Origin of the sequence: Paraburkholderia sp. SIMBA_030 (assembly GCF_046535245.1) — a bacterium.
Lineage (GTDB): Bacteria > Pseudomonadota > Gammaproteobacteria > Burkholderiales > Burkholderiaceae > Paraburkholderia.
In genome coordinates this window covers 193,997-218,931 of the sequence record NZ_JAWRXB010000007.1, presented here as the reverse complement: position 1 = coordinate 218,931, position 24,935 = coordinate 193,997, and the positions used below count along the sequence as shown (strand labels likewise).

The 24,935-nt window shown below is 63.0% G+C and carries 18 protein-coding genes; 7 read left to right on the top strand and 11 right to left on the bottom strand.

Translation table 11 applies throughout. The features are described from left to right. Positions 1-128 precede the first annotated feature (128 nt). Both SB772_RS14315 and SB772_RS14310 read left to right on the top strand, forming a co-directional pair. Positions 129-1,625 (top strand): hypothetical protein, encoded by a 1,497-nt coding sequence (locus SB772_RS14315; protein ID WP_410834009.1) that lies wholly within the window; start codon positions 129-131, stop codon positions 1,623-1,625. Next, positions 1,622-2,833 carry a glycosyltransferase gene (locus tag SB772_RS14310; RefSeq protein ID WP_410833894.1) on the top strand — a complete coding sequence of 404 codons (1,212 nt, stop codon included), beginning with the start codon at positions 1,622-1,624 and terminating at the stop codon, positions 2,831-2,833. Before SB772_RS14315 ends, SB772_RS14310 begins: the two co-directional genes overlap by 4 nt. Positions 2,834-2,883: 50 nt before the next feature. On the opposite strand, the gene SB772_RS14305 is transcribed toward SB772_RS14310, so the two are convergent. Beyond that, positions 2,884-4,614 carry an FAD-dependent oxidoreductase gene (locus SB772_RS14305; protein ID WP_410833893.1) on the bottom strand — a complete coding sequence of 577 codons (1,731 nt, stop codon included), beginning with the start codon at positions 4,612-4,614 and terminating at the stop codon, positions 2,884-2,886. Positions 4,615-4,694: 80 nt separating this feature from the next. Further along, positions 4,695-5,351 carry a putative colanic acid biosynthesis acetyltransferase gene (locus SB772_RS14300; RefSeq protein WP_410833892.1) on the bottom strand — a complete coding sequence of 219 codons (657 nt, stop codon included), beginning with the start codon at positions 5,349-5,351 and terminating at the stop codon, positions 4,695-4,697. Positions 5,352-5,533: 182 nt separating this feature from the next. Here SB772_RS14300 and SB772_RS14295 point away from each other — a divergent pair, with 182 nt between their 5' ends. Further along, positions 5,534-6,052: a hypothetical protein gene (locus tag SB772_RS14295; protein ID WP_410833891.1), complete on the top strand. Its 519-nt coding sequence runs from the start codon at positions 5,534-5,536 to the stop codon at positions 6,050-6,052. 31 nt (positions 6,053-6,083) lie between these two features. On the opposite strand, the gene SB772_RS14290 is transcribed toward SB772_RS14295, so the two are convergent. The 9 genes from SB772_RS14290 to SB772_RS14250 form a co-directional block, all read right to left on the bottom strand. Further along, positions 6,084-7,433, bottom strand: coding sequence for a glycosyltransferase WbuB (locus tag SB772_RS14290; protein ID WP_410833890.1), 1,350 nt, complete (start codon positions 7,431-7,433; stop codon positions 6,084-6,086). 54 nt (positions 7,434-7,487) lie between these two features. Then, positions 7,488-8,630: a glycosyltransferase family 4 protein gene (locus tag SB772_RS14285; protein WP_410833889.1), complete on the bottom strand. Its 1,143-nt coding sequence runs from the start codon at positions 8,628-8,630 to the stop codon at positions 7,488-7,490. A gap of 115 nt (positions 8,631-8,745) precedes the next feature. After that, positions 8,746-9,705: a GDP-L-fucose synthase family protein gene (locus SB772_RS14280; RefSeq protein ID WP_410834008.1), complete on the bottom strand. Its 960-nt coding sequence runs from the start codon at positions 9,703-9,705 to the stop codon at positions 8,746-8,748. 5 nt (positions 9,706-9,710) lie between these two features. Next, positions 9,711-10,829 (bottom strand): GDP-mannose 4,6-dehydratase, encoded by a 1,119-nt coding sequence (gmd, locus tag SB772_RS14275; protein ID WP_410833888.1) that lies wholly within the window; start codon positions 10,827-10,829, stop codon positions 9,711-9,713. Positions 10,830-10,918: 89 nt separating this feature from the next. Beyond that, positions 10,919-13,153 (bottom strand): polysaccharide biosynthesis tyrosine autokinase, encoded by a 2,235-nt coding sequence (locus tag SB772_RS14270; RefSeq protein ID WP_410833887.1) that lies wholly within the window; start codon positions 13,151-13,153, stop codon positions 10,919-10,921. A 48-nt stretch (positions 13,154-13,201) separates the two neighbouring features. Beyond that, positions 13,202-14,341: a polysaccharide biosynthesis/export family protein gene (locus SB772_RS14265; RefSeq protein ID WP_410833886.1), complete on the bottom strand. Its 1,140-nt coding sequence runs from the start codon at positions 14,339-14,341 to the stop codon at positions 13,202-13,204. Between the two features lie 66 nt (positions 14,342-14,407). Next, positions 14,408-15,793 (bottom strand): undecaprenyl-phosphate glucose phosphotransferase, encoded by a 1,386-nt coding sequence (locus SB772_RS14260; RefSeq protein ID WP_410833885.1) that lies wholly within the window; start codon positions 15,791-15,793, stop codon positions 14,408-14,410. Positions 15,794-15,846: 53 nt separating this feature from the next. Beyond that, positions 15,847-17,427, bottom strand: coding sequence for a sugar phosphate nucleotidyltransferase (locus tag SB772_RS14255; protein WP_410833884.1), 1,581 nt, complete (start codon positions 17,425-17,427; stop codon positions 15,847-15,849). A gap of 90 nt (positions 17,428-17,517) precedes the next feature. Continuing rightward, a complete protein-coding gene (locus tag SB772_RS14250) occupies positions 17,518-18,501 on the bottom strand; it encodes a GlxA family transcriptional regulator (RefSeq protein ID WP_410833883.1) in 984 nt (327 codons plus the stop codon). Positions 18,502-19,299: 798 nt separating this feature from the next. Here SB772_RS14250 and SB772_RS14245 point away from each other — a divergent pair. From SB772_RS14245 to SB772_RS14230, 4 genes are all read left to right on the top strand, one after another. Continuing rightward, entirely contained in the window at positions 19,300-21,576 is a 2,277-nt protein-coding gene (locus SB772_RS14245; RefSeq protein ID WP_410833882.1) for a hypothetical protein, read from the top strand. Positions 21,577-21,726: 150 nt separating this feature from the next. Further along, entirely contained in the window at positions 21,727-21,876 is a 150-nt protein-coding gene (locus SB772_RS14240; RefSeq protein WP_410833881.1) for a hypothetical protein, read from the top strand. Between the two features lie 62 nt (positions 21,877-21,938). Beyond that, positions 21,939-22,400 carry a GDP-mannose mannosyl hydrolase gene (locus SB772_RS14235; protein ID WP_410833880.1) on the top strand — a complete coding sequence of 154 codons (462 nt, stop codon included), beginning with the start codon at positions 21,939-21,941 and terminating at the stop codon, positions 22,398-22,400. A gap of 134 nt (positions 22,401-22,534) precedes the next feature. Beyond that, complete coding sequence (locus SB772_RS14230; RefSeq protein WP_410833879.1) at positions 22,535-24,916, top strand: PIG-L family deacetylase; 2,382 nt, start codon at positions 22,535-22,537, stop codon at positions 24,914-24,916. Positions 24,917-24,935: the final 19 nt, after the last annotated feature.

Genomic DNA, 24,935 nt, shown 5'->3' with positions numbered 1-24,935 from the left:
GCCAGAACCCAGGCAATCGGCGACGAAACGGGTAGGGGTAATTGGCAAGCGAGGATATTCCCCCACAATGAACTGACGCGAAACCGTCTGGTATAGACCGACGGCGCCGGGGAGGATCAACAATGAGAATGCGCCATCAGTATGGGACGCTGTGGATCTGGATTTTTCTGTTACCGCTAGCGGTGGACTACAAAGCGACCGACGCAAACACAGGCCATTTCGCCCAGTTCGTGTTCGTCCTCCCTGCGCTTGCCGCCGGGCTGGCGCTGGCGCTGATCGCGCCACGCTTTCATGACCGCTCACGCCTGCGCGGGTTCGTCACCGCGAGCGTGACGCTGTGCGTGGCCGGCAGCGTCGTTACCCAGTTGATGCAGGACAACGACACCGGCAACTACCTGCGGGTATTGCTGCCGTTTCTGCTGTTCCTGCTGGGCTACCTCGTGGCCTGCCATCCATGGAGCGAATACAGACTCTCGCGGTTCGAGAAAGCCCTGTTCGTCGCCAACACGATCAGCCTCGTTTTCACCTGCGTCTATGGCATCGCGACGGCAGGCGGTCTCGAGGAAGTCCGTTACCGGATCATCTCCGTCACGCTATTGGGACTGCAGGGCGTGCTGCTGCACGAATTCGTCGTCGCCAGGCGCTTTTCCTTTTTTACTGTCGCTGTGTTCGCCTTCAGCGTGATCGTCGAATTGCTGAGCGTCACACGCAGCTTGCTGGTCGGCACGGCGTTGCTGTTCCTGATCGCCATGGGACTGTGCGCGCCAACGATCCAGCAAATCTGGCGCGCGATCGCGCGCGGCCTGATCGCATGCGCGGTGATCGCCGGCGTGGCCGGTGCGGCGGCATGGAGCTTTCCAACCGTCACCCAGCACTGGACGCAGCGTCTTTTCGCATCGGAGGAAACCGTCACCGGCAAGGATCCGACCACGATCACGCGTCTCGCCGAAATGCGCGATCAGTACGACCAGGTGACCGGGTCGCCCGAAACGCTGTTATTCGGCGCAGGCTTCGGCCACTACTACCGCTATTCCCCCGCCTACCTGCCTGATCTCGCCGGCCAGATCACCGAGAAGGACTTCTATGCGATCCGGGACTGGGCCGCCGGCCATAATTTCTGGGTGTACCAGTTATTCGCGGGCGGGCTGCTGTTCGGCGTCGGCATGCCTGTTGCCATGCTGATCGCGCTGGCGATATGTTTTCTCTCCTACCGTCACTGGCGTGCCGTCGCGCCAGGCGCGCCGATGCTTCCCGTACTCGGGCGAGCCATCATGCTGTTTGCGGCACTGCCGGCTACGTCGATCGGCGGCAATCCGCTCGGGCCGCGTTTCTCAGGACTGGTGTTCGGCATCGCGCTTGGCCTGATGATCGCCACGCATGCGCGGCTGCAACGCGCACTTCCGATCCGGCCGAAGCGCGTTCGCACGCCGCCACGTGTGCGCCTGGCGACCACCCTGCCGGAGTTGCCGGGCCGGATCCAGCCCGGCATGGGCCGCTCTGACCTCGCCACGACCCTCGGTCTCTCACGCCCGGCCGGCACCGCGACCGGGTCTGGCCGCTTCGGACCGCTCGCGTCCGGTACATCGTCGACGCGCAGCGTCAACCGATCGAGTCCCGTCCGATGAAAATTCTCCACCTGCTCGCAAGTGTCGATCCACGCGCCGGCGGCCCCGTGGAAGGCGTGCGCCGCAGCGGCATGGCGATGCAGGAAGCCGGACACCATATCGAAGTGGCCACCTGCGACGCGCCAGGCGACGCGTACCTCGCGGCCTTGCCGTTTCCGGTCCATGCGTTTGGTCCTGTCTCCAGCCGCTACAGTTACAGCGCACGGCTCGCGCCATGGCTCGATGCCAACGCGCGCCGCTTCGATGCGGTCATCGTCCATGGCCTGTGGCAATACCATGGCCTCGCCGCGTGTAAGACACTCAGAAGAAGCGAGGTGCCGTACTACGTGTACGTTCACGGCATGCTCGATCCGTGGTTCAAACAGGCGTACCCGCTCAAGCACCTCAAGAAGTGGTTGTATTGGCCATGGGCCGAATATCGTGTGCTGCGCGACGCACGCGCCGTCATCTTCACGACGGAAGAAGAGCGCACGCGCGCCCGGCAATCTTTCTGGCTATATCGGGCCAAAGAACGGATTGTGCCGTTCGGCACGACCGTGCCGCCGCTCGATGCCGAGTCGGTACGCGAAGCATTCCTGCAAGCCGTGCCGGGCTTGCGCGGCAAACGCATCGTGCTGTTTCTCGGACGCGTGCATGCCAAGAAAGGCTGCGATCTGCTGATCGATGCGTTCGCGCGCATCGCGGGACGCGATCCGGCCTTGCACCTCGTCGTCGCGGGACCGGACGAGACCGGCTGGGTCGTGCATCTGCGCGCGCAGGCACAAGCGGCCGGCGTCGCGCACCGCGTCAGCCTGCCGGGCATGCTGCAAGGCGATCTCAAGTGGGGCGCGTTTCACGCAAGCGACGTGTTCGTTCTGCCGTCGCACCAGGAAAACTTCGGCGTAGCGGTCGCCGAAGCGCTCGGCTGCGGACTGCCGGCGCTGATCTCCGATAAGGTCAACGTCTGGCGCGAGATCGAAGCGGATGGCGCGGGGCTGGTTGCCGCCGACACCGTCGAGGGCACCGAACAGAATCTGGTGCGCTGGTACGAACTCGACGACGCGGCCCGCGCGAACATGCGCACGCAGGCGCGCCGCACCTTCGATGCGCGCTTCCGGATCGAAACCATGGTCGGCGCGTTGACGGCTCTGCTTGAAACCCAAGGCAGCGCCGACGTGCGCGAACCCACGCTCACCGCGCTGCGAGAAACGGCTCAGCAGAGCCAGTGACGGGATGCTCGTTGCACCCTGTCGCCGGCTGGGCCATTGCGCCTTTCGGGCTACTGTTCCTTCATCAACGGCGTCAACGTAGAAGCTGCGATCGGCAGGCCGTCGATTTGCGCCTGAGTCTGAATCGTCATCGTGTTGGCAGCGTCGGTTCGGGTGCCGCCCACGATGTCCGGCACATCGAGTTGCCGGATCAGATGCCCGGCCAGACGCAGCGAAAGCGCGGCAATCGTTATGGTCGGAAAGTTGGCACCGACCGTCGGAAAGACCGAGCTGCCGGCCACATAAAGATTGCCGATCCCGTGCACCTTGCAATCGCGGTCGACCACGCCTTCGCGTGGCGAATCATGCATGCGCGTCGTTCCCATGTGGTGCCACGTGCCCTCCAGCTTCCCGGGCCATGGCCGGCCTTCGAGCGGCGCGTCGAGTTCGACGTCCGCGATCCCGGCCATCTGCAATTCCTGCGCAAGCAACGCGAAGGTTCTGTCGAACGTGCGCTGAACCTGATCGCCGAGCCGCCATGCCACTTTGACGCGCGGCATGTCGAGCCGGTCGCGTTGATCGGACAAGGTGACGCGGCTGTCACGGTTGGGCTCCGCTTCGACGATGGCCTGCAGAGTCACGCCGGTGACCAGCGCCGGCCACTGATACAGCCGCGTCAAGCCGTATCCGATAGTGTCGAGCGGATGCGACGCCATCGTGATGAGATCGGCCTTCAGGCTGCGGCCCGGCTGGTCCTTGGACAGCAGCGCTTCCTTGCAGTGGATCAGCGCCTCGGACCCTTTACTGCCTTCGCCGTAAAAGCGCGAATAGAGCCACACGCGCGAATTGAGCAATTTCTCGCGCTCCATCAACTCCTGCTTCGGCGCGAACTGCGAGGAGATCTTCGTACCGTGCGCGGAGACCGCGGCATTCTGGTAGTGATACTTGATGTCGTACAGCTTGTTGCGCGCGAACCCAGGGCGGAAACGCACTTTCCCACACATCATCCGCGGATGATCCATGAAGAAGCGGCCCACCAGATCGTTGCGATTGCCAAGGCCGGCGGCCTCGACATTGTTCGACGCGAGCAGCATGCGCGCGTTTTCGATGCCGCCGGTCGCCAGCACGAAAATCCTGCTCACCACCGACATCCTGCGACCGCTGAACGTCGCCACCTGAACCCGCGAAACGGCCGACGCCTGGGCGTTGGCGTCGATGTTCAGGACGTTCGCGTACAGGAATATGCGCACGTGCGACGACCGGGACAACTCGTCGCGATACAGCTTGCCGAAGCGCACAGGCGGGCTGAACTGGGCCACCGTATCGCGCATATCGCCCGTCGCGAGCGGAATGCGGCGCACGTCGTGGCGCCCGATCTCGCGCTCCCAATAAGCGGGGTCGAAATTCTGCGGACCGAGCATCAGCAACTCATGGGTGCGCGCGTAATATGGCGCCAGTTCGTCGAGGCCGAACGGCCAGCCGCTGTGCGGTATCCAATCCCGCTTCTCGAAGTCCCACGGATCCAGCGGGCGGCACCATCCGCCCCAGCAATTGCTGCTGCCGCCGAAGTAGCGGCTACGGGAACCATCCGCAAACGAATAGGGAAGCCCGATGTTCTCGCCGCGATAGAGGTCGCGGGTTTCGTCGTCGGGGCCGAAGCCGCCGCTTTCGAGCACGCAGGTGTCGATCCCCGCCCTCGACATCTCGCGCGCGAGCGTGATGCCGGCGACTCCGCCGCCAATGATGCAGACTGCCGTCTCGATGACCGTGTTTTGTTCGACATTGCGAGTATCGATAAACATCCCTGCTCCCCATCCTGCTTCATGCAGTAAACGACCTGGGCCACCTCAGCGTATCGACGCCGCGGTTCTCTATCTGTGCTTTAAGCCACGGAATCGAAGCGATTCCTGATGAAGCGGCACGGATTGCCGCCATACACGCCCTCCGGTTCGAGCGAGCGATGCACGACGGACAAAGGCGTCACCACGGCCGAACGGCCGATCGTCACGCCCATTTGCACAACACACTTCGACGTAATCCAGACACCGTCCTCGATGACGATGGGCGCGACGCGCAGATCCATGGTGGTGCTCATGTCGTGAGATCCGGCGCTCAGAAACGCACCTTGGGAAATGCAGACGTTCGAGCCGATGCGGATCATTGCCTGGTTGTAGATCCAGACATCGACGCCGAACCAGCAGTTGTCGCCCACCTCGAGATTCCAGGGCGCCTTCACGCGCAGCGGATGCACGAAGCGGCAACCTGTACCGATCTTCGCTCCGAACAGGCGCAACAGCGCAACGCGGATGAATGAAAAAGGCAGCAGTTTGTTGTTGATCACACAGGCTTCAACGACAAACCAGATGAGTTCGATCAGGGCGCCGCGCTTCGCGCGGTAGTTGCCCTTTCCAGCGAGACTCAGATCGATGACGCGGTCATTCTCACGCGTGCCGCTCACGGCGGGCGCATTGGGTGCATCGGGTGCATCCGGCGCATCCGGCATGCGGCCGATCTGCGGATCGTCGGCAACGTTGCCCATCAGCTTTCTCCTGGCCACGAGCGGTAGTAAACATACCCATTCGTACCGCGCGTGGTGCCATTATGTTGCGGCTTCCCGCGGCACTTTGCTGTATGGCCGTACAGGGAAGCGTTTTGGCGGCTACATGCGTGCTGGTTGGCGCACGATAGGCTTATCGTGACCGCATTTGCCTGGGGAAAACGATGAACATCCCGCTTGGTCATACCGCTACCTCGCTGCTGGTCGCCATCGCATGGTGCGCCGCTGTGCCGGCTCTCGCACAAACGGCCGCTCCCGCGCCAGCTGCACCGGCTGCAACTGCCGCTACGGCTCCGGGCTACGGCGGCGGCACGAACACCGTCGCGCCAAAAAACGGCCGGGCGGCTCATCGTGCGAGTGAAGAGAAGCTGCTCGGCGCCCCGCAGGAATACGGCACCGCCGATGCACCGCAGCGCAATACCGTCGACGCCCAGCAGGCAGCCTTGCTCGACGAGCAACGCATGAGCATGACCGGCCGGGCTCCGGGCGCCCTGCCGCCGCGGGGCAAGGGTCAGCGCTTCAAGGCGCCGGCCGCCGCCAACGGCAATGCACGCGTCGCCGGCCAGCCGCGCCCGACTGCGAACGACGCCTTGATGCCCGCAGCAGCGGCGAAAGCCACTTACGCTGACCCGTACAACCTCACAGGCACGGGCAACCACGGCGTTTACCGTTCCCCATGGTGATGTCGCATTCATAAAAGCGCCGCGTGCCGGATTAATCCGGCGCGGCTTTCTCCGTCGTAGCTGCCGCCGGCTCGCTGCGCCTCGCCGCCACGGTCGCAGTCGAAGACTCCGGGACGAATTGCGTCGCCACGGCTTTTGCTGCGCGCCGCGCGCCGCCGGCCGCGCGAACCAGCGTCGCGAGCCGCTCCTCGAACGTACGAATCGACGCCTGCGGCGATAGCGCGCGCTCGGCGTAAGCGCGTGCGGCACGGCCCAGCGCGGCACGACGTTCCGGATCGCTAGCCAGCGCGCCGATCGCCTCGGCAAGTGAGCGCACATCGTTGGGCGGCACCACCACGCCACGTGGCGAGACCTCATCGAACAGGCCGGTTTCCCGACGCGCCATCGCCACGACAGCCCGTCCGCTGGCGAACATGCCGGTGAGCTTGGACGGCATCACCAGATCCGCTGCATCGCAGCGCTGCGGCAAAACGTGGATGTCGGCAAGGTTGAGCAATTCGTTCAAACGCTCCGCCGGTTGCAACGGAATGAAAATGCAGTTCGTCAATGCCGCGCAGCGCTCCAGCAAACTCTGTTTCGCCGCTCCGCTGCCACAGAAAACGAACGTGACGTCAGTGCGTCCGGCCAGCGCCTCGGCCGCATCGGCGAGCGTCTCGATGCCCTGCTTGGCGCCCATGTTGCCCGAGTACAGAACCACTTTCTGTCCGTCCGGAATGTGCAGCAGGCGCCGATATTCGCTCGCGCGCGCGAGCGGAAAAATGGTCGAAGCGTCGACCCAATTGGGCAGGCTCACGATCCGCGACGGGTCCACGCCCTTGGTCAGCGCACGCGCGGTCATCTGGCGGGAAATCGACGAGACCGCATCGAAGCGCCGCAGCAACGCAGTTTCGATCCAGTGTGCAAAACGGGCCGCGCGCGAGCTCTTCAACAGGCCGAGATCGAATGCCGCGTCAACCTCGTAGTCCTGAATATGCAGCCACGCACTGGCGTTCGCGACGCGTGCCAGCGTCAGTGCGCCGGGCGCGCACATCAGGGTCGGCGCAATCAGCACGACCGCATCGGGACGCCACAGCGCCTGCCGGGCGAGCAGCGGCACCGACGTCATCGCAAAGCTCGCCAGATGAACCATCCGCTTCATGCCGCCGGGCCGCGACGGCACCCAAAGCGGCGCACGCCAGACGGTCACGCCGTCACGCGTCTCGCGGTGAAACCGCCAGGACGAATAGCCGTCCGCAACACGCCATTCCGGGTAATACGGCGGCGCGCACACCACGCGAACCTCGTGTCCTCCGGCAGCCAGAAGCACAGCCATTTCCGCCGTGTACTTGCCGACCCCCGTCAGTTCAGGCGCGTAGTTGAGGCCGTAGATCAGGATCTTCATAGTGGCAGCCAGAACGTGTTATAGCTTTGCGGACCCAACCGGCCGGGCCGCGTGTCAGTCGCTCAACATCAGCGCGCAGCCGCGCGCGATGTTGGCCGCGGCAGAAGGCGGATCGAACCGGCGAATCACATCCATGCAGCGATGCGCGGTTCCGCCGGCGTCGGCAAACGCTTCCATCGCCTTGAGCATCGTGCGCTGCAATGCCGCGACGTCGCCGGCGGTGAACGCATAGCCGCTCACGCCGTCGATCACCAGTTCCGGAACGCAGCCGCAACTCTCGCTGACGACGGCCGGACAGCCATGCGCGAGCGCCTCGTTGACGACCAGCCCCCACGGCTCGCTATAGCTCGGCAGCACCAGACAGGTCGCGCCGTAGTACTCGTGCGTCAGCGGCTCATCCTGCAGACTGCCGGCGAAAGTCACGGCATCGCCGAGCGCGAGTTCGGCGACCTTCGTGTGAAGGACGTCGGTCATCGGCCCGGTGCCGACAATGCGTAATTTCGCGGCCGGAATACGCCGCTGCAATCCGGCAAAGGCCTCGATCAGCGTGCCGATGCCCTTCTCCTCGGAGAGACGGCCAACGTATAAGAACACCGGCGGATTGCCGGCACGGCTCGCGACCCGTTCGACCAGCGCGCGTTCCGGCGAGAACGATCCGGGCATCGCGGCGGCCTGACACGGCACGAAAATCTTGTCGCGCTTGGCGCCGAGCGACAGCAGATAATCGCGGCTGCGCTCGCCGAAACCGAAGTAGCCGTCGCAGAGGGAGAAGAACACCCGTTTCGGGATCGACGTGAGGAGCCGCTTTGGCCGGTCGCGTGCGGTCGAATCGACGAACACCGCGCGCCGCTTGCCGGTCACGATGCACGCCGCAAGCATCGCCCAGTACTCCGGACGGTGATAGCCCGGCAGAATGATCAGATCCGCCCTGGTGCGCAGCACTTCCCATGTGAGCCGCGCGATCATCTTCAGCGTCGGCACGTCTTCATAGCAACCGTCGAACAGCTTGTGCATCGGATAGCGATGGTACGAGTAGTCGACATCCGAAAAGCCGACCCGGTCGTGTTCCGTATCCGCGATCTGCACCATCGAGTAGCGAATCGCGCCAGATGCCGAAATGTTGTGCAAGGCAGAGAAAACAACACCTTTGTGGCGCGACCATACGACGTTGTGAAAGATCGTGACTGACGCTGTCATTTTTATGCCACTCCTCGAAAAATCGTCTTTGTGCCCGTTGCGCGAACTGTCCGCGCGAAGAGCCCCAAGCATTCCTGAAGACCCGGAACAGCGTTCTACGGCTCGTCGTTCGCGCCTATGCGTGCAGCGCGGCGGCGGGCGTCGAACCGGCGTGCGATGCAACGAAATCCCGATAGGTGGCCGCGATGCCCTCCTCGAGGCCGATCGTCGCGCGCCAGTCCATCCGCGCCAGCCGCGATACGTCGAGCAGCTTGCGCGGCGTGCCGTCAGGCTTGGATGCATCGAATACGAGTTCGCCCTCGAAGCCGACCACGCGGCAGATGCATTCCGCCAGTTCGCGAATCGACAGATCATCGCCGACGCCGACGTTGAGCAGGCCCTCGGTCACGTTGTGCTCGAGGACGAACAGCGTCGCTGCCGCCAGATCGTCGACGTGCAGAAACTCGCGGCGCGGCGTGCCCGAACCCCACACCGTCAAGGTGGCGGCGCCGCTTGTCTTCGCCTCGTGCGCCTTGCGCAGCAGCGCCGGCAGCACGTGGCTGCTGTTCAGATCGTAGTTGTCGTTCGGACCGTACAGATTGGTCGGCATCAACGCGACGAACTGGGTGTTGTATTCGCGGTTGTAGGCGTCGCACAGCTTGAGGCCGGCGATCTTCGCAATCGCGTAGGCGTCGTTGGTCGGCTCGAGCGCCGAGGTCAACAGATACTCTTCGCGAATCGGCTGCGGGCACTGCTTCGGATAAATGCACGACGAGCCGAAAAACACCAGCCGCTCGACATGGGCGCGATACGCGGCATGGATCACGTTGGTTTCGATCACGAGGTTTTCGTAGATGAACTCGCCCGGCTTCGTCGCATTGGCGAGAATGCCGCCCACTCGCGCGGCCGCGAGCAGCACGACGTCGATCTGTTCTTCCTCGAAGAAGCGATTCACGGCAGCCTGATCCGTGAGATCGAGTTCCGCCCTGGAACGCGTGACGATGTTGCGATAGCCGTCGGCGCCCAAGCGCCGGACCAGTGCGGAGCCGACCATGCCACGGTGGCCTGCGACGAAGATGCGTGCAGTTTTGTTCATCATAATCACTCGTGATGTTCCAGCGCCGTGAATCCGGCCAGCGTGACGAGCGCGTCACGTCTCGCGATCTGATAATCCGCGCGCACCATTTCCCTGACGAGCGCGCCGAACGGCGTGGTCGGCCGCCAGCCGAGACGCGCGTGCGCCTTCGACGGATCGCCGAGCAGCGTTTCGACTTCCGCCGGCCTGAAGTAGCGCGGATCGACGCGCACGATCACGTCGCCCGGCGACATCCTGATTTCGCGTCCTTCGACCTTCTCGACAATGCCGACTTCATCGACACCGGTGCCTTCGAAACGCACCGTCGCGCCCAATTCAGCGGCGGCATGCTGAACGAACTCGCGCACGCTGTACTGCACGCCGGTGGCGATCACGTAGTCCTCGGGCTGCTCCTGTTGGAGCATGCGCCATTGCATCTCGACATAATCGCGCGCGTGGCCCCAATCGCGCAGCGCCGACAGATTGCCGAGGTACAGCGTCTTCTGCATGCCCACGGCGATACGCGCCACGGCGCGCGTGATCTTGCGCGTCACGAAGGTCTCGCCGCGCACCGGCGACTCGTGGTTGAACAGAATCCCGTTGCACGCATAGAGCCCATAGGCCTCGCGGTAATTGACGGTCGTCCAGTAGGCAAACAGCTTGGCGACCGCGTACGGGCTGCGCGGATAGAACGGCGTCGTCTCCGACTGCGGAATCTGCTGCACGAGACCGTACAACTCCGATGTCGAGGCCTGATAGAAGCGAGTCTTGTGCTGAAGCCCCAGAATCCTGATCGCTTCGAGAATGCGCAAGGTCCCGAGGCCGTCCGCGTTGGCCGTATATTCGGGCTCCTCGAACGACACCGCCACGTGGCTCTGTGCCGCAAGGTTGTAGATTTCGTCGGGCTCGACGCGCTGGATCACTCGCAGGATGCTCGTCGAGTCGGTCAGGTCGGCGTGATGCAGAAAGAGCCGCTGCTCCGGATCGTGGGGATCGCGGTAAAGATGATCGATACGGTCTGTGTTGAACAGCGATGATCTGCGTTTGATGCCGTGCACGTCGTAGTTCTTGGCGAGCAGCAGCTCAGCCAGGTACGACCCGTCCTGTCCAGTGATGCCGGTGATCAGCGCGACCTTGCGTTTCATGGAGCCTTCTCCTCGGTGAACATTGTTACCCCAGTGCCGCAGCGCGGTCGAATAATGGTGTTGGGCGCGGGCCGCCGCATCAACCGGCATCAACCGGCGATGCTGTCGTATCCGTAGTAGCCGCCGTGATAGCCCGAGCCGAGGAACGCCCCTTCCTGCGGCACATCGGTGAGCAACACGCCCTTGAGCGACACGCCGCCATTGAACAGCCGCTTGGCGGTCTCGGATATCTCGTTCAACGGATGGCGCCCGTAGCGCACCACCAGCAGCGCCGTGCCCGCGTATTTGCCGATCACCGTCGAGTCGGTCACCGCCAGCACCGGCGGCGTGTCGACGATGATGAGGTCGTACCTCGACTTCAAGTCGTCGAGCATCGTCTCGAAGCGTTTGCTCATCAGCAGTTCGGACGGATGCGCGGGCAGCGTGCCCTTGGCCAGCACGTCGAGGCCCGGCAGCACTTCGCGCTGGATCATGGAATGCAGATCGCCGCCGCTCAGTACGTCCGAGAGCCCTGGCTGGTGTGCGATGCCGAAATGCGAATGGACGTCGCCGCGCCGCATGTCGCCGTCGATGATCAGCACGCGCTTGTTCGCGGACGCAACCAGCGCCGAAAGATTCACCGACAAAAACGACTTGCCGGTATCCGGGCGCGAACCCGTGATCATCACGACGTTGTTCTCGGCATGATCGAGCGACAGCTGCAACGAGGTCCGCAGATTGCGCACGCCTTCCACCGCGATGTCTTGCGGCGCCTGCTCGGCCAGCACGTGAAGCCCGCGGCGGCGCAGCATGACGTTTTCCTGCAACCGCAGCTGATGCTGGCTTCTCGGCACGACGGCGAACACCGGCACGCCGAGCACGGCCTCGATTTCGTCCGGACGCTCCACGCCGCCATACATCGCCCGCTTGAAGAAGGTCAGCATGATGCCGATCAGCAAGCCGCCGCCGAGCGCGATCACGATCGCCAGCACACGCTTCGGACGCACCGGCTCGTCAGGCGCCTCGGCGAAATCCACCACGCGCACGCTGCCGACCTGGCCGGCTTTCGCCACCCGAAGTTGCTGCGCGCTGTTGAGCAGATTGGTATAGAGCTCCGTGTCGACGTGCACGTCGCGCAACAGCCGCAAGGCGGTCTGTTCGGTATCGGGCATCACGGCCACGCTGCGGTTCATGTTGTTCTGCGCGCCCTGCAATGCGGCGATCTGTGCGTCGAGCGCCGCCACCGCCGGGTGACTCGCCGTGAAGCGCGTCGACATCTCCGCCCGCTGCTGCTGCAGGTCGAGCAGCTTGGTCTTGTTGTCGACGATCTGCTGAAGGAGCAGCCGGCTTTCTTCACCGAGATCGACTGTGCCGTGCGTATTGCGGAACTTGTTATAGCGCTGCTCGGCGTCGTCGAGTTCCTTGCGCAAGCCCGGCAGTTGCTGATCGAGGAACGCCAGCATGTGCTGAGCTTCAGTCGAGCGGCTTTCGACATCCTGGCGGATGAACTCGCGCGCCATGCTGTTGACGATATTCGCGGTCAACGCGCTGTCGCCGCCTTCGAGGCTGGCGCGAATCACGCCGGACTGAAGCGTGGTTTCGGCGACCACGAGCGCCTTCTGCAGCCGGTCGACGGTACTCAGCGTCGAGGCACGCTGCAATTCGAAACGTGAACCGGCAGGCCCGACCAGCGCGTCGACACGCAGCGCAATCGGCCCATCCGCGGTATCGGTCTGCACGGTCTCGCCGACATGGCCGGAGAGAATGGCGATGCCGTTCCTGTCGCGCAGCACATACGAGCCGTCATTGCCTTTGACCAGCGTGAAGGTCGTGTCGTAAAGCTCCTTCGCGGTGTCGAAGCGGGACACCGAAATACGCTCGCTGCCCCATGCGTAACCGGACAGGTTGATGAAAGGCGGCAACTTGAAGCCCCATTGCCCATTCACCAGCCCGGCGATCATCCCGCCGATAAACGGCAGATAGCGCGGCGTCGCCGTGATGTCGAGGTGCAGCGCCCTGACGGTTTCCTCGGTGACGAGACGCGACTTCAGCAACTCGATCTCCGCCGCCGTCGATGGCTTGGTGTCGAACATGCCGGTGAGCGGCGGCAGAGAATCCTTGCCATTGGCGTTGTTATTACCCGTCTTGTCCTCGACATGGAACAGCACATCCGCGCGGAAAGTCGGCGGCGCCAGAAACGCGTAGGCGCACCCCAGCGCCAGCGCGATCAGCATCGCCATCACGATCGTGCGCCAGCCACGCACGATCGTACGCAGATAGTCCGACAGATGGAGCTCCTCCTGCACGGACACGTCGGTGTAGCGGTTTTCGAAGTTGATTGCCATTTTCATCACCCAGCAAAGCCCGGCGGTTCAAGATCTCGACAGATCGCTTTATTTCGCGAGCACAGCCCCCGTCACCGCCGCATTGATCGCCGGCAGCAGCAGGTTCAGCACACGGTTGAAGCGAACGAGCGAACCTTGGCCGACGTACACCACGTCCTTCGGCTGGAGCTCGAACTGGTTGGCGAGCAGCATCGACACGGGCGAAGTCGCATCGAGGTGATAGACCTGCGGCTGCTCGCTCATCGAATTGCGGATCACGAACAACTGCCTCGTCTGGGCCGTGTTCGAATCGAAGCTGCCGCTATCCGAGATCGCCTGCGAAAGCGTCAGCGAACCGTTACGCATCGGCAGGATGGTCGCCGGCTTGTTGACCTCGCCCATCACATACACGCCGCTGTCTTCGCGCGAAGACACGCGCACCAGGTCGCCGGGTTGCAGGTAGATTTCCGACGGATTGCGGCCGCGTTTGATCAGATCGTCGACGTTGAGCGGATAGGTAGCGCCGTTGCGGACCAACTCCACGCGGCTGCGGTCCGCGTTGGCGCTGAAGCCGCCGCTCAGGTTGATCGCGCTGGTCAGCGACATCGGAATGTCGTTGAGAGACTGCGCGCCGGGCGTGCGCACTTCGCCGTCGACATAGATCTGCGCCATACGGAACGACGCGACCCGTACCGTAATCTCGGGCTTCTGATACACCTTGCTCAGGCGGCTATGCAGTTCGCGCTGGATCGTCGCGACGTCTTGCCCGGCGACGTGCACGGTGCCTGCATACGGAAACTGCACGTTGCCGCTTTCATCGATCAGAAAGCCGGGTGCCGCATCTGACAGTTTCTGATTCGCCGCGGGTTGTCCGAGCGCCGCCGCAAGTTCCGGGTGATCCCACACGACGATCTGCAGCACATCGCCCGGACCGACCCTGTAAGCCGTCGGTTTGCCGAACAAAGCGACCGTCTGCGGCGTCAGTGCCGCGGACGTCGTCGCAGCATGCATCTTGCGCAGCAGCGCGAGGTTGATATCGGTAATCGGTATCTGCACCTGCTGCGCCGCCTCCGTGCTGAAATCCCCGCCCGTATCCTGCAGCGCGGCGGGCGTAATCATTCGCTGGCCCGGTGCCAGCGAGCACGCGGACAGCAGGGCTGCAATTGCGCAGACCAGAACGCTTCCTGTACGTAACTCAAGCGAACTCATGATGTTTCCTCCTTGCGCCAGGTCGCTGTCCTCGGGGAGGCAGCGACCCTTGTGCTTGTTAACCACTTAGTAAGCGTTTCGATGCATCAGTCCCGCGACGATCGTCACGCCGATGATCCGCATGTCGAGTGCGAACGACCAATGTCCCAGGTAGTACAGGTCGTGCTCGACGCGACGCTCCATTTTCTCGATGCGGTCGGTTTCGCCACGAAAGCCGTTGATCTGCGCCCAGCCGGTAATACCTGGCTTGATTCGATAGCGATTGATGTAGCCGGCGACCACCTTCTGATAGAGGTCGTCGTGCTCGAGCGCATGGGGACGCGGTCCGACGACCGACATGTCGCCACGCAGCACGTTGAAAAACTGCGGCAGTTCGTCGAGGCTCGTGCGGCGCAGAAATGCACCGATTTTCGTGACGCGCGGATCGTTGCGCGTCGCCTGGCTGAGGGTGCCTTTTTCCTCGGTATGCAAACGCATCGAGCGAAACTTGTAGATCGTGAATACGCGCCCGTCCGCGCCTTTGCGCTTCTGTTTGAACAGGACAGGGCCACGCGACGAAAGCTTTACCGCGATCGCGATCGCGAGCAGGATCGGCGCGAGGCCGATCAACGCGGCCGACGCGAACAGGCGGTCGAAGATTTCCTTCTTCAGCATCGAACTGGCGGACAGCGGCGAGGCGACGAGGTTGATCGCCGGCACACCGAGCAGATCGATGACGCCGCTGCCGTCGAACAACGCAATGCTGCGCACGTCCGGCATGAAGCGGATGTTCACCAGATCGTCGCGAAACTCGCTAATCAGCTTGCAGATCAGCGGCTCTTCGGCGAGCGACAACATGAGCCAAAGCTCGTGCACGTCGTTGGTTCGGATGTAGCCGGCCAGCGCGTCCACCGAATCGAACACCGGCGCGCGCGCGCTGGTGACGGCAGACACTTCAGGGTGCGTGTTGTAGACGGCGGTGGCGCGAAAACCCGTGCCGGGCGCCGACTCGATCCGCCGAATGATCGCGTCGCATTGGGAGCCGCTGCCGACGATCGCAACCTGATGCAGGTTCAAGCCGGCCCTGCGTGCGCGTGCCAGCACCGCATGCGTGATCAACCGGTAGGCGATCAACAGGCCGCCGGTCACCGCGGTCCAGTAGGAGAACCACAGTCTCGATACGAAGTCGCTGCGATGCAGCGAGTACATCAGCACCAGCGCACTGCATTGCACCATCAGCCACGCAAGCGAAACCTGGCCGGCCAGCGCCAGCTTCGAACGGCCGCGCCATGATTCGTAGACGCCGAACACCGGAAAGGTGGCCAGCGCAAACGCGGCGGAGAACATCACCAGCGCCCAATAGAACCCGGATTGGGCGAGGTAATCGAAACGGATCTGAGACGCTACCGCTGCTCCCGCGAGCACTAGCGCGACATCGAACACTCGCGCGAGCAAATCCTGAAACTTGCCCATTTTGCTTACCTCGTTCTTACCATTCTTTTCCGCAGATGATTCCCGGCCCGCTGTTAGGAGCAGCGGCCGTAGCTGTCGTTGAACCTCACAATGTCGTCTTCACCCAGATAGGTGCCTGACTGGATTTCAATGATTTCGAGCGGTACTTTCCCCGGGTTCTCGAGCCGGTGACGCGTGCCGAGCGGAATGAAGGTCGATTCGTTTTCACTCAGCAGAAACTGCTCGTCGCCGCGTGTGACGAGCGCCGTGCCGCGCACCACGACCCAGTGTTCGGCCCGATGGTGATGCAGCTGCAATGAAAGCTGGGCGCCCGGCGTGACGACAATGCGCTTGACCTGGAAGCGCTCGCCCCGGTCGATGGAATCGTAGTAACCCCACGGGCGGCGCACCTTGCGATGCGCATCGGCCTCGGGCGCGTGCTGCGCCTTGATGCGCGCCACCAGCCCCTTCACGTCCTGCACATGGGCGCGATCGACCACGAGCACGGCGTCGGCTGTTTCGACCACCACGACGTTGCTGGTGCCGACGCAGGCGACCAGCCGCCCTTCCGAATGGGCGTAACTCGACACCGCACCTTCGAAAGTCACGCGGCCGCGGCCGGCGTTACCGCACGAGTCCTTTTCCATCGCGGCCCAGACCGCGTCCCAGGAACCCAGGTCCGACCAGCCCGCATCGAGCCGCACGACAACTCCAGCAGGGTTAGTGCCAGATGTCGTATCTGCGTCTGCGTCTGCGTCTGTGTCTTTGTCTGTGTCTTTGTCTGCGTCTGCGGCACCCAGGCGCTCCATCACCGCGTAGTCGATCGAGTTCGCAGGCGCGCTCAGAAAAGCCTCCACCAGCGGACGGAAATACGCGCCTTCGGCATGGCCGTTTGCGAATGCGCGCTCGCACGCGGCGTGCATGTCGGGTTGCAGACGTTTCAAGGTATCGAGCCAGACCCGCGCCCGCACGATGAAAATGCCGCTGTTCCACCAATAGGTGCCGGCCGCCACATACTGCGCCGCAATTTCCTCCGCCGGCTTTTCGACGAAACCGTCGATCGCATAGCTGCCGTCAGGCAGCCCGGCGCCAATGCGGATATAGCCGAAGCCTGTATCGGGATGAGTCGGCGGCACGCCCAACGTGGCAATCGCGCCCTGTTCCGCGTGCCTGGCGGCGCTTTCGAGTGCGCTTTGCAATGCGGGCACATCGGCAATCGAATGGTCGGCCGGCATCACGATGAGGATGGCATCGTCTCCGTCCGCACATGCGAGCGACGCGGCGAGCGTCAACGCCGGCGCCGTATCGCGTCGCGCAGGCTCGACAATCAGACGCGCATCGACGCCGTTTTCATGAAGCTGCTCGGCGATCACAAACCGGTGCTCCTCGCCGCAGACGATGATCGGCGCAGCATCCACCTTCCAGCCCGCGGGAAAACCGTCCATGCGCCGCGCGGTCGCCTGCAACAGCGAGTCGGAGCCGACCACGTCGATCAGTTGTTTCGGATAGTTTTCGCGCGACACCGGCCACAGCCGCGTGCCCGAACCACCCGCAAGAATGACCGGCACAATCCGCGTGCAACGCACCCAGGTTGTCCCGGCGCAAGCAGCATCCGGGCCAACCGATGCCGCGTTTACCGTCTCATTTGTCAACATATTCGCATTCCTTACAATCCCATGATTCCGCGGAAATATTTACCGAAGCACCGCGCGATGGGCGCGACCCGCTAACGAGCATCGCGTGCGCTACTCGCCCACCATGCGACGGCTCTGAATCCGGAATTCCGTGGGAGAAATTCTCATACGTTTGCGGAACACCTTCGCAAGCCGGTCGCCGTTGCCCATGCCAGTGCGACGGGCAATCTTGTCGACCGGCAATTCCGATTCGGTCAACAGACTGCAGGTCACCGCAAGGCGTTCGTGCAACAGGAAACTCGAAGGCGTGATGCCCATTTCCATCTTGAAGCGGCGCAAGAAGTTGCGCTCGCTCATCGCGGCGAACTGGGCCGCGTCGGCGATCGAAATAGCCTGCTGGCAATTCTCTTGCAGCCAGCGAGCCGCCGCGCGGACTTTGTCGCCGGGGCTCAAGCCGCCGTCTTCGCCGAGCAGCGGCGCAAGATTCGCGCATGAGTCGGCGAGCAGATGTTCTGCAACGGTGCGGGCAGCTGTCCCGCCAAGATCGCGCTTGACCATCGCGAGCGCGCTTCTCATCGACTCGAGCCGGTCGCCCGTGTCGCCATTCGGTTCGCTCGGGAGTGATGGAATGGGTTGTTGGCGCATATCGCCGGATTCCTTACTGTCGGCGAGCGACGCGGCCTCGAGCAGCGAGCGTCCTTCGCCGATTGGACGAACCATGCCCGTGTTGCGGCGCACGCGCCGCAGCCACGCGATCAGCCGTTCGTCGGAAGCGGCAGCGGTCGCGCCCTTGCCGCCGGCGACGTACAACGCATCGAAGCCGCCGTAGTGCCGGGCGTCGAGCCCGTCGGTCCAGACGCGTAATGCGGAGGAACAGGTCACCATGCCGCCGTCGGGCGACAGGAAGGAAACGTCGTACAGCCATCCGCCCGAACTGGACGAGGCAAGTTCGTTTGCGGCCTGGAACACTTCGGCCACCACGCCGGCGCCCAGCAGCGAGCATTCGTTAAACATCAATATCGCGACGCGACGCATACCCTTGTTCGGCGCGTGCACCCAGCGCAGCATTGCTGACTCGAGACTCGCACAGGTCATAGTTATCCTCTCATCAGAAAACGAATCTACTTTTCACCTTGAGCGACCGGCACAACGGCAGGCTCTGTGCGGTGCATCATAGTCATGCCGAATCAAGCATTTAACCGCCATGACCGAAAGCGCAGACAATTTGGCGCATCGGCATGGCCCGGCCAGTTATTTTCGGAACGACTATCAACCACCTATTTTTCAAAGAATTAAAAAATCAATTCCACATATGAATGAATTTACATTTCGCGAATTTTATATTGGAATTAACTACGCTTTTTTGTGCGCCAGCACACATACAGTCGCTTCGGGAAATGCTTGATCCACCCAACACTCCATTGACTTGAAGTGACTTTTCCCAATGCAACCGACAGAATGAGTGCAGCTGCCTTGTCCTATGCGCGTCTTCCTTCTGGAACCCGGCAGTGAGCTTTCTTCCGACATTACCATTAGCCGGCGAGAGCATCTAAAGCGAGTCTTAAATATAAACAATTCTAGCGAGAAGAAATTATTTAATTCGCTGCTAGTGAGGCTTCAGAATATAAACACGACGATTAATGTTTCAAACGTGAAACACGCAAGTAAGACAACTTCAGACCCGTACGGCAATAGACGGGCCAGTGGCGAATTCTGTCGTATGAGAGACGGCATGATTCCGCCAAGGAATTGCGGAAATACACTATGAGGTTTACGCAACAGTTTGCTGTATGGGTACTGAAGGCGGGTCTAACCTGGTCAAGTAGCTGTTCACCGACGCGCGCGAGGCAATTTTTGCCGTGGCGGCACCCACTGAACGAGGATGGGGAATATATGCCGAACTTACGTGAATATCGTGCGCTGCGACTACTCGCCAGCGCCTTTACCACTCGGATCACCGCGCAGCGTGTCGCCGCCTGGGCAACGGTATGTATCATCTGCCTGGCCGGCGCAAACTGCAATGCGGCTGGCGCTTCTGAGCAGGACGGCGCGAGCAATGCCGATGTCATTGCCAACAGCGCCGCCAACATCACAGCCGACGGCCGGACATGGACGCCGTGCGCGGCGGAAAACGAAACGTGCCGGTTTGCCGGCACGCGCGACGTGCTGTATGGCACGGCCGGGCGCCACGTGGTCAAGACCTTTTCGAACGGTACCGAATGCAGCAATAGCGTATTCGGCGACCCGGCATTCGGCGAGGACAAGCATTGCGCCGTTGCGCTTCTCCCGAGCAAAGACGCGCCGCAGAGTGCGGTGCCGGAAGCGGCTGTCGCGCGCCCCGCATCGCGCGTGCCTGGCGGCCAGGGCCTGCGTTGCGCCGCGCCCTCCTTGCAGGCTGGCGCGGCCGCCGGCGGTGACCTGCTCGAAGCAGACACGCCGAGCGACGGAACACGCCTGTTCGCGTCAGGCAAGCCGTTTGCGGTCGTCTTCACGACGCGCCCGACGCAAGACGATACGCTCAACTGGCAGATACGCGACAGCTGGAATGTCGTGCGCGCAAGCGGCCGCTTCCCCGTCCCCGCAGGCGCCTCCATATCGACACTCACCTGTGCGTCGACACTCGCCGGCTACTTCGCGATTTCCGCTTCGCTGGAACGTGCGCACGGACAGCTCGAGTCGCGCGGCACACGTCCGGCGGGCATCGTTACTTTCGGCGTGCTGCCCGACACGTCCGCCGCATTGCCGCCCGTCCGCTTTCCGTACGAAGACCTGCATCGATTCGGCGGACAAGGCACCGCCTATCTGGCGCCCGGCCAGCACTGCTGCGATGGCGACGGCTATCGGCCGGTCTATACGGCGCTCGGCCTGTGGTGGGCGAACGACAATCGCAACTGGTATATGGAGGAACCCCAAAAGGCCGGCACGTTCGATCCAGCGGCCAAGCAGCTGATCTCCTTCTTCCGGCGCGGCGGCATCATGCGTCTGATCCAGCTCGACGGGATTCCCAAGTGGGCAAGCCCGACCGGCAAAGAGACTCACAGCTATGCGCCGACCTCGCTCACGCAATTCAAGGACTACATGGCCAAAGTGGGCACGGAGTCCAACCGCGTGCGCATGACGTATTTCCCAACACAGCGGGACAACTACTATCAGGTGACCTGGGAGCCTGACGCGGATGGCGGGCTGCCGTGGCGCGACACCGATGCGAATTTCGTCGCGTTGTACGAGGCAGTCTGGCGCGGCATCCACTCCACCGATCCGCATGCCGTGGTAATGGGTTTGACCTACTCGTCGGTACAAGGCAACGTCCAGTGGCTCGGCCGGCTGGGTCCGCTCGGTATCGGCCGTTACCTGGATGGCCTGAGCATTCACGGTTACTACGATGCGGGGACGTCGCCGTCGCATCCGCCCGAGCGGCTCGCCAATGCAAGCGATCCGGCCGTGGCGGCGAATGCGTTGCCCGCAGCGATGCGCGCGCTGCGCCACCAGATGCACCAGTACCTGAAGCCCGGTGCGCCGCTGTTCGTGACCGAAACCGGCATCAGTTACGACATCGGCGCATCCTACGGTAAAAACTATCCGGGCTGGAACGTGCTGTACGCACAGGCTGCCGTCGTCGCGCGCACGCACCTGATCCTGCTGGGCGAAGGCGCGGACATGACCTACCTTTTCTATCTCGCGGATATGCCGGATGCCGCGCCCGGCTACGGGCTTTTCTTCGAACTCGATCATCCGGCCGGCGCCTACGGCCCGACTCGCATTAGCCCGAAGCCCGCTGCGCTCGCGACCGCGGCGATGACCCGGATCATCGACGGAACCGAAACGCTCGGGCCGCTCAAGCACGTGTCCAGCGGTGTCTATGCCTACGCATTCCGCCGCCTCGGCGGCGGCAAGGTGGTGACCGCGCTCTGGACTCACGACAACGAGAAGTGGAACGCCAAGGCGGGTTTTAGTACGAGCCAAAGCGTCGACTATCGTTTAAGGGTCGATGCGCCGGGCACGTCGGGCGAAGTCACCGCGTTCGACATGATGGGAAACGCGTCGACACTGCCGTATCGCGACGGTGTGGCCAGCCTCAAGCTGTCTCCGGCGCCTATCTACGTGGTCTCCGCCAATGCAGAGGTTTTCAGGGGCGCGGTCATGACGCCGGAGGGCTACGTGCCGCGATAAGCGCCCGCGCGCGGCGCGTCGGCAGCGGACAAGCAGATGTCGAGAAGTGACGATACTCCGGCGTGTCGTGACAGGGCCGCCTGCCTTTTGCTCGCGTAAACTCCAGGCGGATACTCGTTCGCACGCGTATCAACGCGCTGGAGCCCGAAGATGAACGGCCTCGCATGGACCATGCTGGTGCTTGCCGCGATGATCGGTTCATTGCTCTTCGTGACGATCGGCGCGATCGTTCTTGCGCTGTTGCTGGGGAATGTTTCCGATCGGCTCACCAAACACGGCGCGGACCATCACGATGATTAGTGCCCCCAGGTTCGACCGCCGTTCACCCACGCTCAATCCCCGCTCGACCCGCAGGAGATGACATGCTGACAGAGATCGATTTCCTGGACGTGCTCCGCCTGACGCCTCTGGTCGCGATCGATCTGATCGTCAACGATACCGCGGGCCGCGTGTTGCTTGGCCGTCGCCGCAACCGCCCCGCTCGCGGCACATGGTTCGTACCCGGCGGGCGCATCCTCAAGGACGAAACACTCGACGCCGCGTTCGCCCGCATCGTCGATGCCGAACTGGGCATCGCGAAACTCCGACGCTCAGTTGCACACTTCGAAGGGGTATTCGAGCACCACTACAACGACAACTTCGCAGCCGAGCCGGATATCTCGACCCACTACATCGTCCTCGTTTATTCGCTGCCGCTCAGCAGCCTCGGCAGTTCCGCGCCGGTCGGACGACTCGATCAGCACAGCGAGTATCTATGGCTCACACCTGCCGAATTGCTGGCGTACGAGGACGTCCACGAGAATACCAAGGCGTATTTCCGCTAGCGCCTGCGGGCGCCGGCATTGACTTATGCGCCGTTGCCGGCCGGCGCGCAGTCCGATTCCTACTGTAAGTTCGCTAACGTGCCGCGCCACTCGAGTGCAGTAAGATCGAGCTCACCGTCAGGGCTCGAATCCACATGCGATCAATGGCAGCCAGGCTCGTTCGAGATTCATCCATTGTTTTCTTCCTGTTTATTTTCTTCGCCGTCCTAGCTGGTTCGGCGCGCGCTGCCGACTGCCGCGCCGGCACGCTCGTCACCGTCGTCGCCCATCTCGACGACGATCTGCTGTTCGTGGACCCCGCCATCAGCGAACGTCTCGACGCCGGCTGGTGCATCACGACCGTCCATCTGATCGGCGGCGCCAACGGCGCGGACTTCGCCTACGTGCAGACCCGCGAGCGGGCGTCCCGGCTCGCTTACGCACGCATGGCCGGCGTGCGTGACGACTGGGCCGAATCAAACATTCCGATCGCCGGCAAGCTGGTTCATCAAATGGTGCTGAAGGCAAAGCCACAAGTGCGCCTGCTCGAGTTACGCCTGCCCGGCGGCGGCGTGCGCGGCGGCCGCGAACCGCTCGGCCTGCTGTGGGAACAACGCGCAACGCTTTCGACTTACCCGATGAACGCGGACGGCTCCGTTCGTGTGCAATACGATCGTGCCTCCCTGTCGGCGACGCTCAGAGCGATACTCGCCGATGCCACGCTGATCTTCACGCTCAATCCGGACACCGTGCCGTTTATCGAGCATCCCGATCACATTTTCTCCGCGCGTATCACGCGTCACGTCGCCCAGACGCTCAACAAGGGCGTGCCCATCGAATACCACATCACCTATCCTACCGGCGGATGGCCCGCCAATCTTCCCGCCGCCGAGGTGCAGCGCAAGCGCGACATCGTCGCCAGCTACTTTGCTATCGACGGCAACGACGCGTCACATGTTTTCGGCGAGTATCAGTGGAACGGCAACTGGGTGGCGCGCCGCTATGCGTTCGCCGATCGCACCGACCGTCCCGCCGCGGATTTCCAGTCGCATCCTGTTCAACTGTTCAATGCAGCGTCGAACCGCTGCCTGAGCGCCGACGGCGCCGGCCGTGAACCCCTCCTTGCCGCATGCACGGGCTCGCCAGCGCAACAATGGCGTTGGCAACCGCTGGCGGTCTATCCCGGCAATGCGCACAACGCCGCGCTGGTCAGCGTCGCGACATCGCAATGCATCGCCGAGCGCGACGGCTTCCTGATCTCCGAGACATGCGACGAATGGGACTCGGCTCAGCGCTGGACGCCCTGGGACTTCGGCCTCGTCTACACGCCGCAGCGGCATTGCCTCGGCGAGAACGACGGCAAGCTCACCATGCGCGGCTGCACCTTGCTCACTACCCGCTACCGATGGGCAACCACGCAACGCACCCAGGCAACCGATCTGCGGCTCGCGACGGCAATGTACGGCGATATCGCCGGCCACGGCGAGCCATCCGCCATCTATATTCAACGACAGCACGACGGGCCCGGATTCAACGTGTATGCGGCGTCGCTGTCGAAAGCGGCGCGCCCCGCGCTCTGGTACGCCAACCCCGTCCCATTCGATTACCGTTCGACAACGCCGAGCTGCGCCGACGACAAGCTGTGCTTCGACAGCGTGCGTTTCCTGCTGGGAGATTTCGACGGCGACGGCCGGGCGGACCTGATGGTCATCGCCGCGCGCCGCGGCGGGACCGCGTTCTGGTTACTGCGCAACGCAGGGGACAGGTTCGAGGCGCCGCGTCTCTGGCTACAGACAAGCCGTGTTTTGAAGCCCGAACTGGCACAGCAGTATGTTGCGGCCGACTTCACCGGAAGAGGACGAGCCAGTGTGCTGATTGCCCAGAGACGAGCCGATAGCGGGCTCGACCTCTGGATCGCATCGTCCACGGGCGCAGCCAGTCCCGCGCCGGCCTTATGGGCGCAAGCAAAGAATTTGCCGCAAAACGCGAACTTTCTGCCGGTCCACACCGAGGGCTCGCGGGCGTCATTGGTTGCGCTCGACGGTTCAGGCGGCAGACTCGCGCTCACCCAAATCGCCAACGATGGCGCGCATCTGCTAATCGGCGAACGCCGGGTTCTGCCGGCGCGTTTCGTACCCGACTTCGTCAAGGCGGCAATCGGCGCTCTGCATGGCAAAGACAGCGACGCGCTGGTCCTGTTGACGCCGCATCTCGACAGCGCGAGCGACGACGCCGTCATCGACATTTCTACCGTGAACCTTGCAGACGCGGCGAAAGCACCTGTACAGGCGGCGGCATTACGCGGCATGTCATGGTCGGATGTTTTTCCGGCGCTCGTGCGCGACAACCGGAATACGGCGCTGGTGCTCTATCGAAGGACCGACGCGACACTCGGCGACTTCTATTTCACCGGCGGCTCAGCGGCGCTGCTGCGCTACCCGGCCGGGGAAGGTTTCGCGTTGGGAACCGCGCAGGATCTCGGCGAACTGCCGGGGCTCTTCTCGGAGACTGTGCGGATCGACCGGCTGGCGCAGTAGCGCAAGCCGCTCGATCCGA

Excerpts from the sequence above, each read along its gene's own strand:
- SB772_RS14255 (WP_410833884.1), bottom strand. The coding sequence starts at position 17,427 with ATGTTGACAAATGAGACGGTAAACGCGGCATCGGTTGGCCCGGATGCT.
- SB772_RS14260 (WP_410833885.1), bottom strand. The coding sequence starts at position 15,793 with ATGGGCAAGTTTCAGGATTTGCTCGCGCGAGTGTTCGATGTCGCGCTA.
- SB772_RS14230 (WP_410833879.1), top strand. The coding sequence starts at position 22,535 with ATGCGATCAATGGCAGCCAGGCTCGTTCGAGATTCATCCATTGTTTTC.
- SB772_RS14315 (WP_410834009.1), top strand. The coding sequence starts at position 129 with ATGCGCCATCAGTATGGGACGCTGTGGATCTGGATTTTTCTGTTACCG.
- SB772_RS14310 (WP_410833894.1), top strand. The coding sequence starts at position 1,622 with ATGAAAATTCTCCACCTGCTCGCAAGTGTCGATCCACGCGCCGGCGGC.
- SB772_RS14245 (WP_410833882.1), top strand. The coding sequence starts at position 19,300 with ATGCCGAACTTACGTGAATATCGTGCGCTGCGACTACTCGCCAGCGCC.
- SB772_RS14285 (WP_410833889.1), bottom strand. The coding sequence starts at position 8,630 with ATGACAGCGTCAGTCACGATCTTTCACAACGTCGTATGGTCGCGCCAC.
- SB772_RS14270 (WP_410833887.1), bottom strand. The coding sequence starts at position 13,153 with ATGGCAATCAACTTCGAAAACCGCTACACCGACGTGTCCGTGCAGGAG.
- SB772_RS14295 (WP_410833891.1), top strand. The coding sequence starts at position 5,534 with ATGAACATCCCGCTTGGTCATACCGCTACCTCGCTGCTGGTCGCCATC.
- SB772_RS14250 (WP_410833883.1), bottom strand. The coding sequence starts at position 18,501 with ATGACCTGTGCGAGTCTCGAGTCAGCAATGCTGCGCTGGGTGCACGCG.
- SB772_RS14290 (WP_410833890.1), bottom strand. The coding sequence starts at position 7,433 with ATGAAGATCCTGATCTACGGCCTCAACTACGCGCCTGAACTGACGGGG.
- SB772_RS14300 (WP_410833892.1), bottom strand. The coding sequence starts at position 5,351 with ATGGGCAACGTTGCCGACGATCCGCAGATCGGCCGCATGCCGGATGCG.
- SB772_RS14240 (WP_410833881.1), top strand. The coding sequence starts at position 21,727 with ATGAACGGCCTCGCATGGACCATGCTGGTGCTTGCCGCGATGATCGGT.
- SB772_RS14280 (WP_410834008.1), bottom strand. The coding sequence starts at position 9,705 with ATGAACAAAACTGCACGCATCTTCGTCGCAGGCCACCGTGGCATGGTC.
- SB772_RS14235 (WP_410833880.1), top strand. The coding sequence starts at position 21,939 with ATGCTGACAGAGATCGATTTCCTGGACGTGCTCCGCCTGACGCCTCTG.
- gmd (WP_410833888.1), bottom strand. The coding sequence starts at position 10,829 with ATGAAACGCAAGGTCGCGCTGATCACCGGCATCACTGGACAGGACGGG.
- SB772_RS14265 (WP_410833886.1), bottom strand. The coding sequence starts at position 14,341 with ATGAGTTCGCTTGAGTTACGTACAGGAAGCGTTCTGGTCTGCGCAATT.
- SB772_RS14305 (WP_410833893.1), bottom strand. The coding sequence starts at position 4,614 with ATGTTTATCGATACTCGCAATGTCGAACAAAACACGGTCATCGAGACG.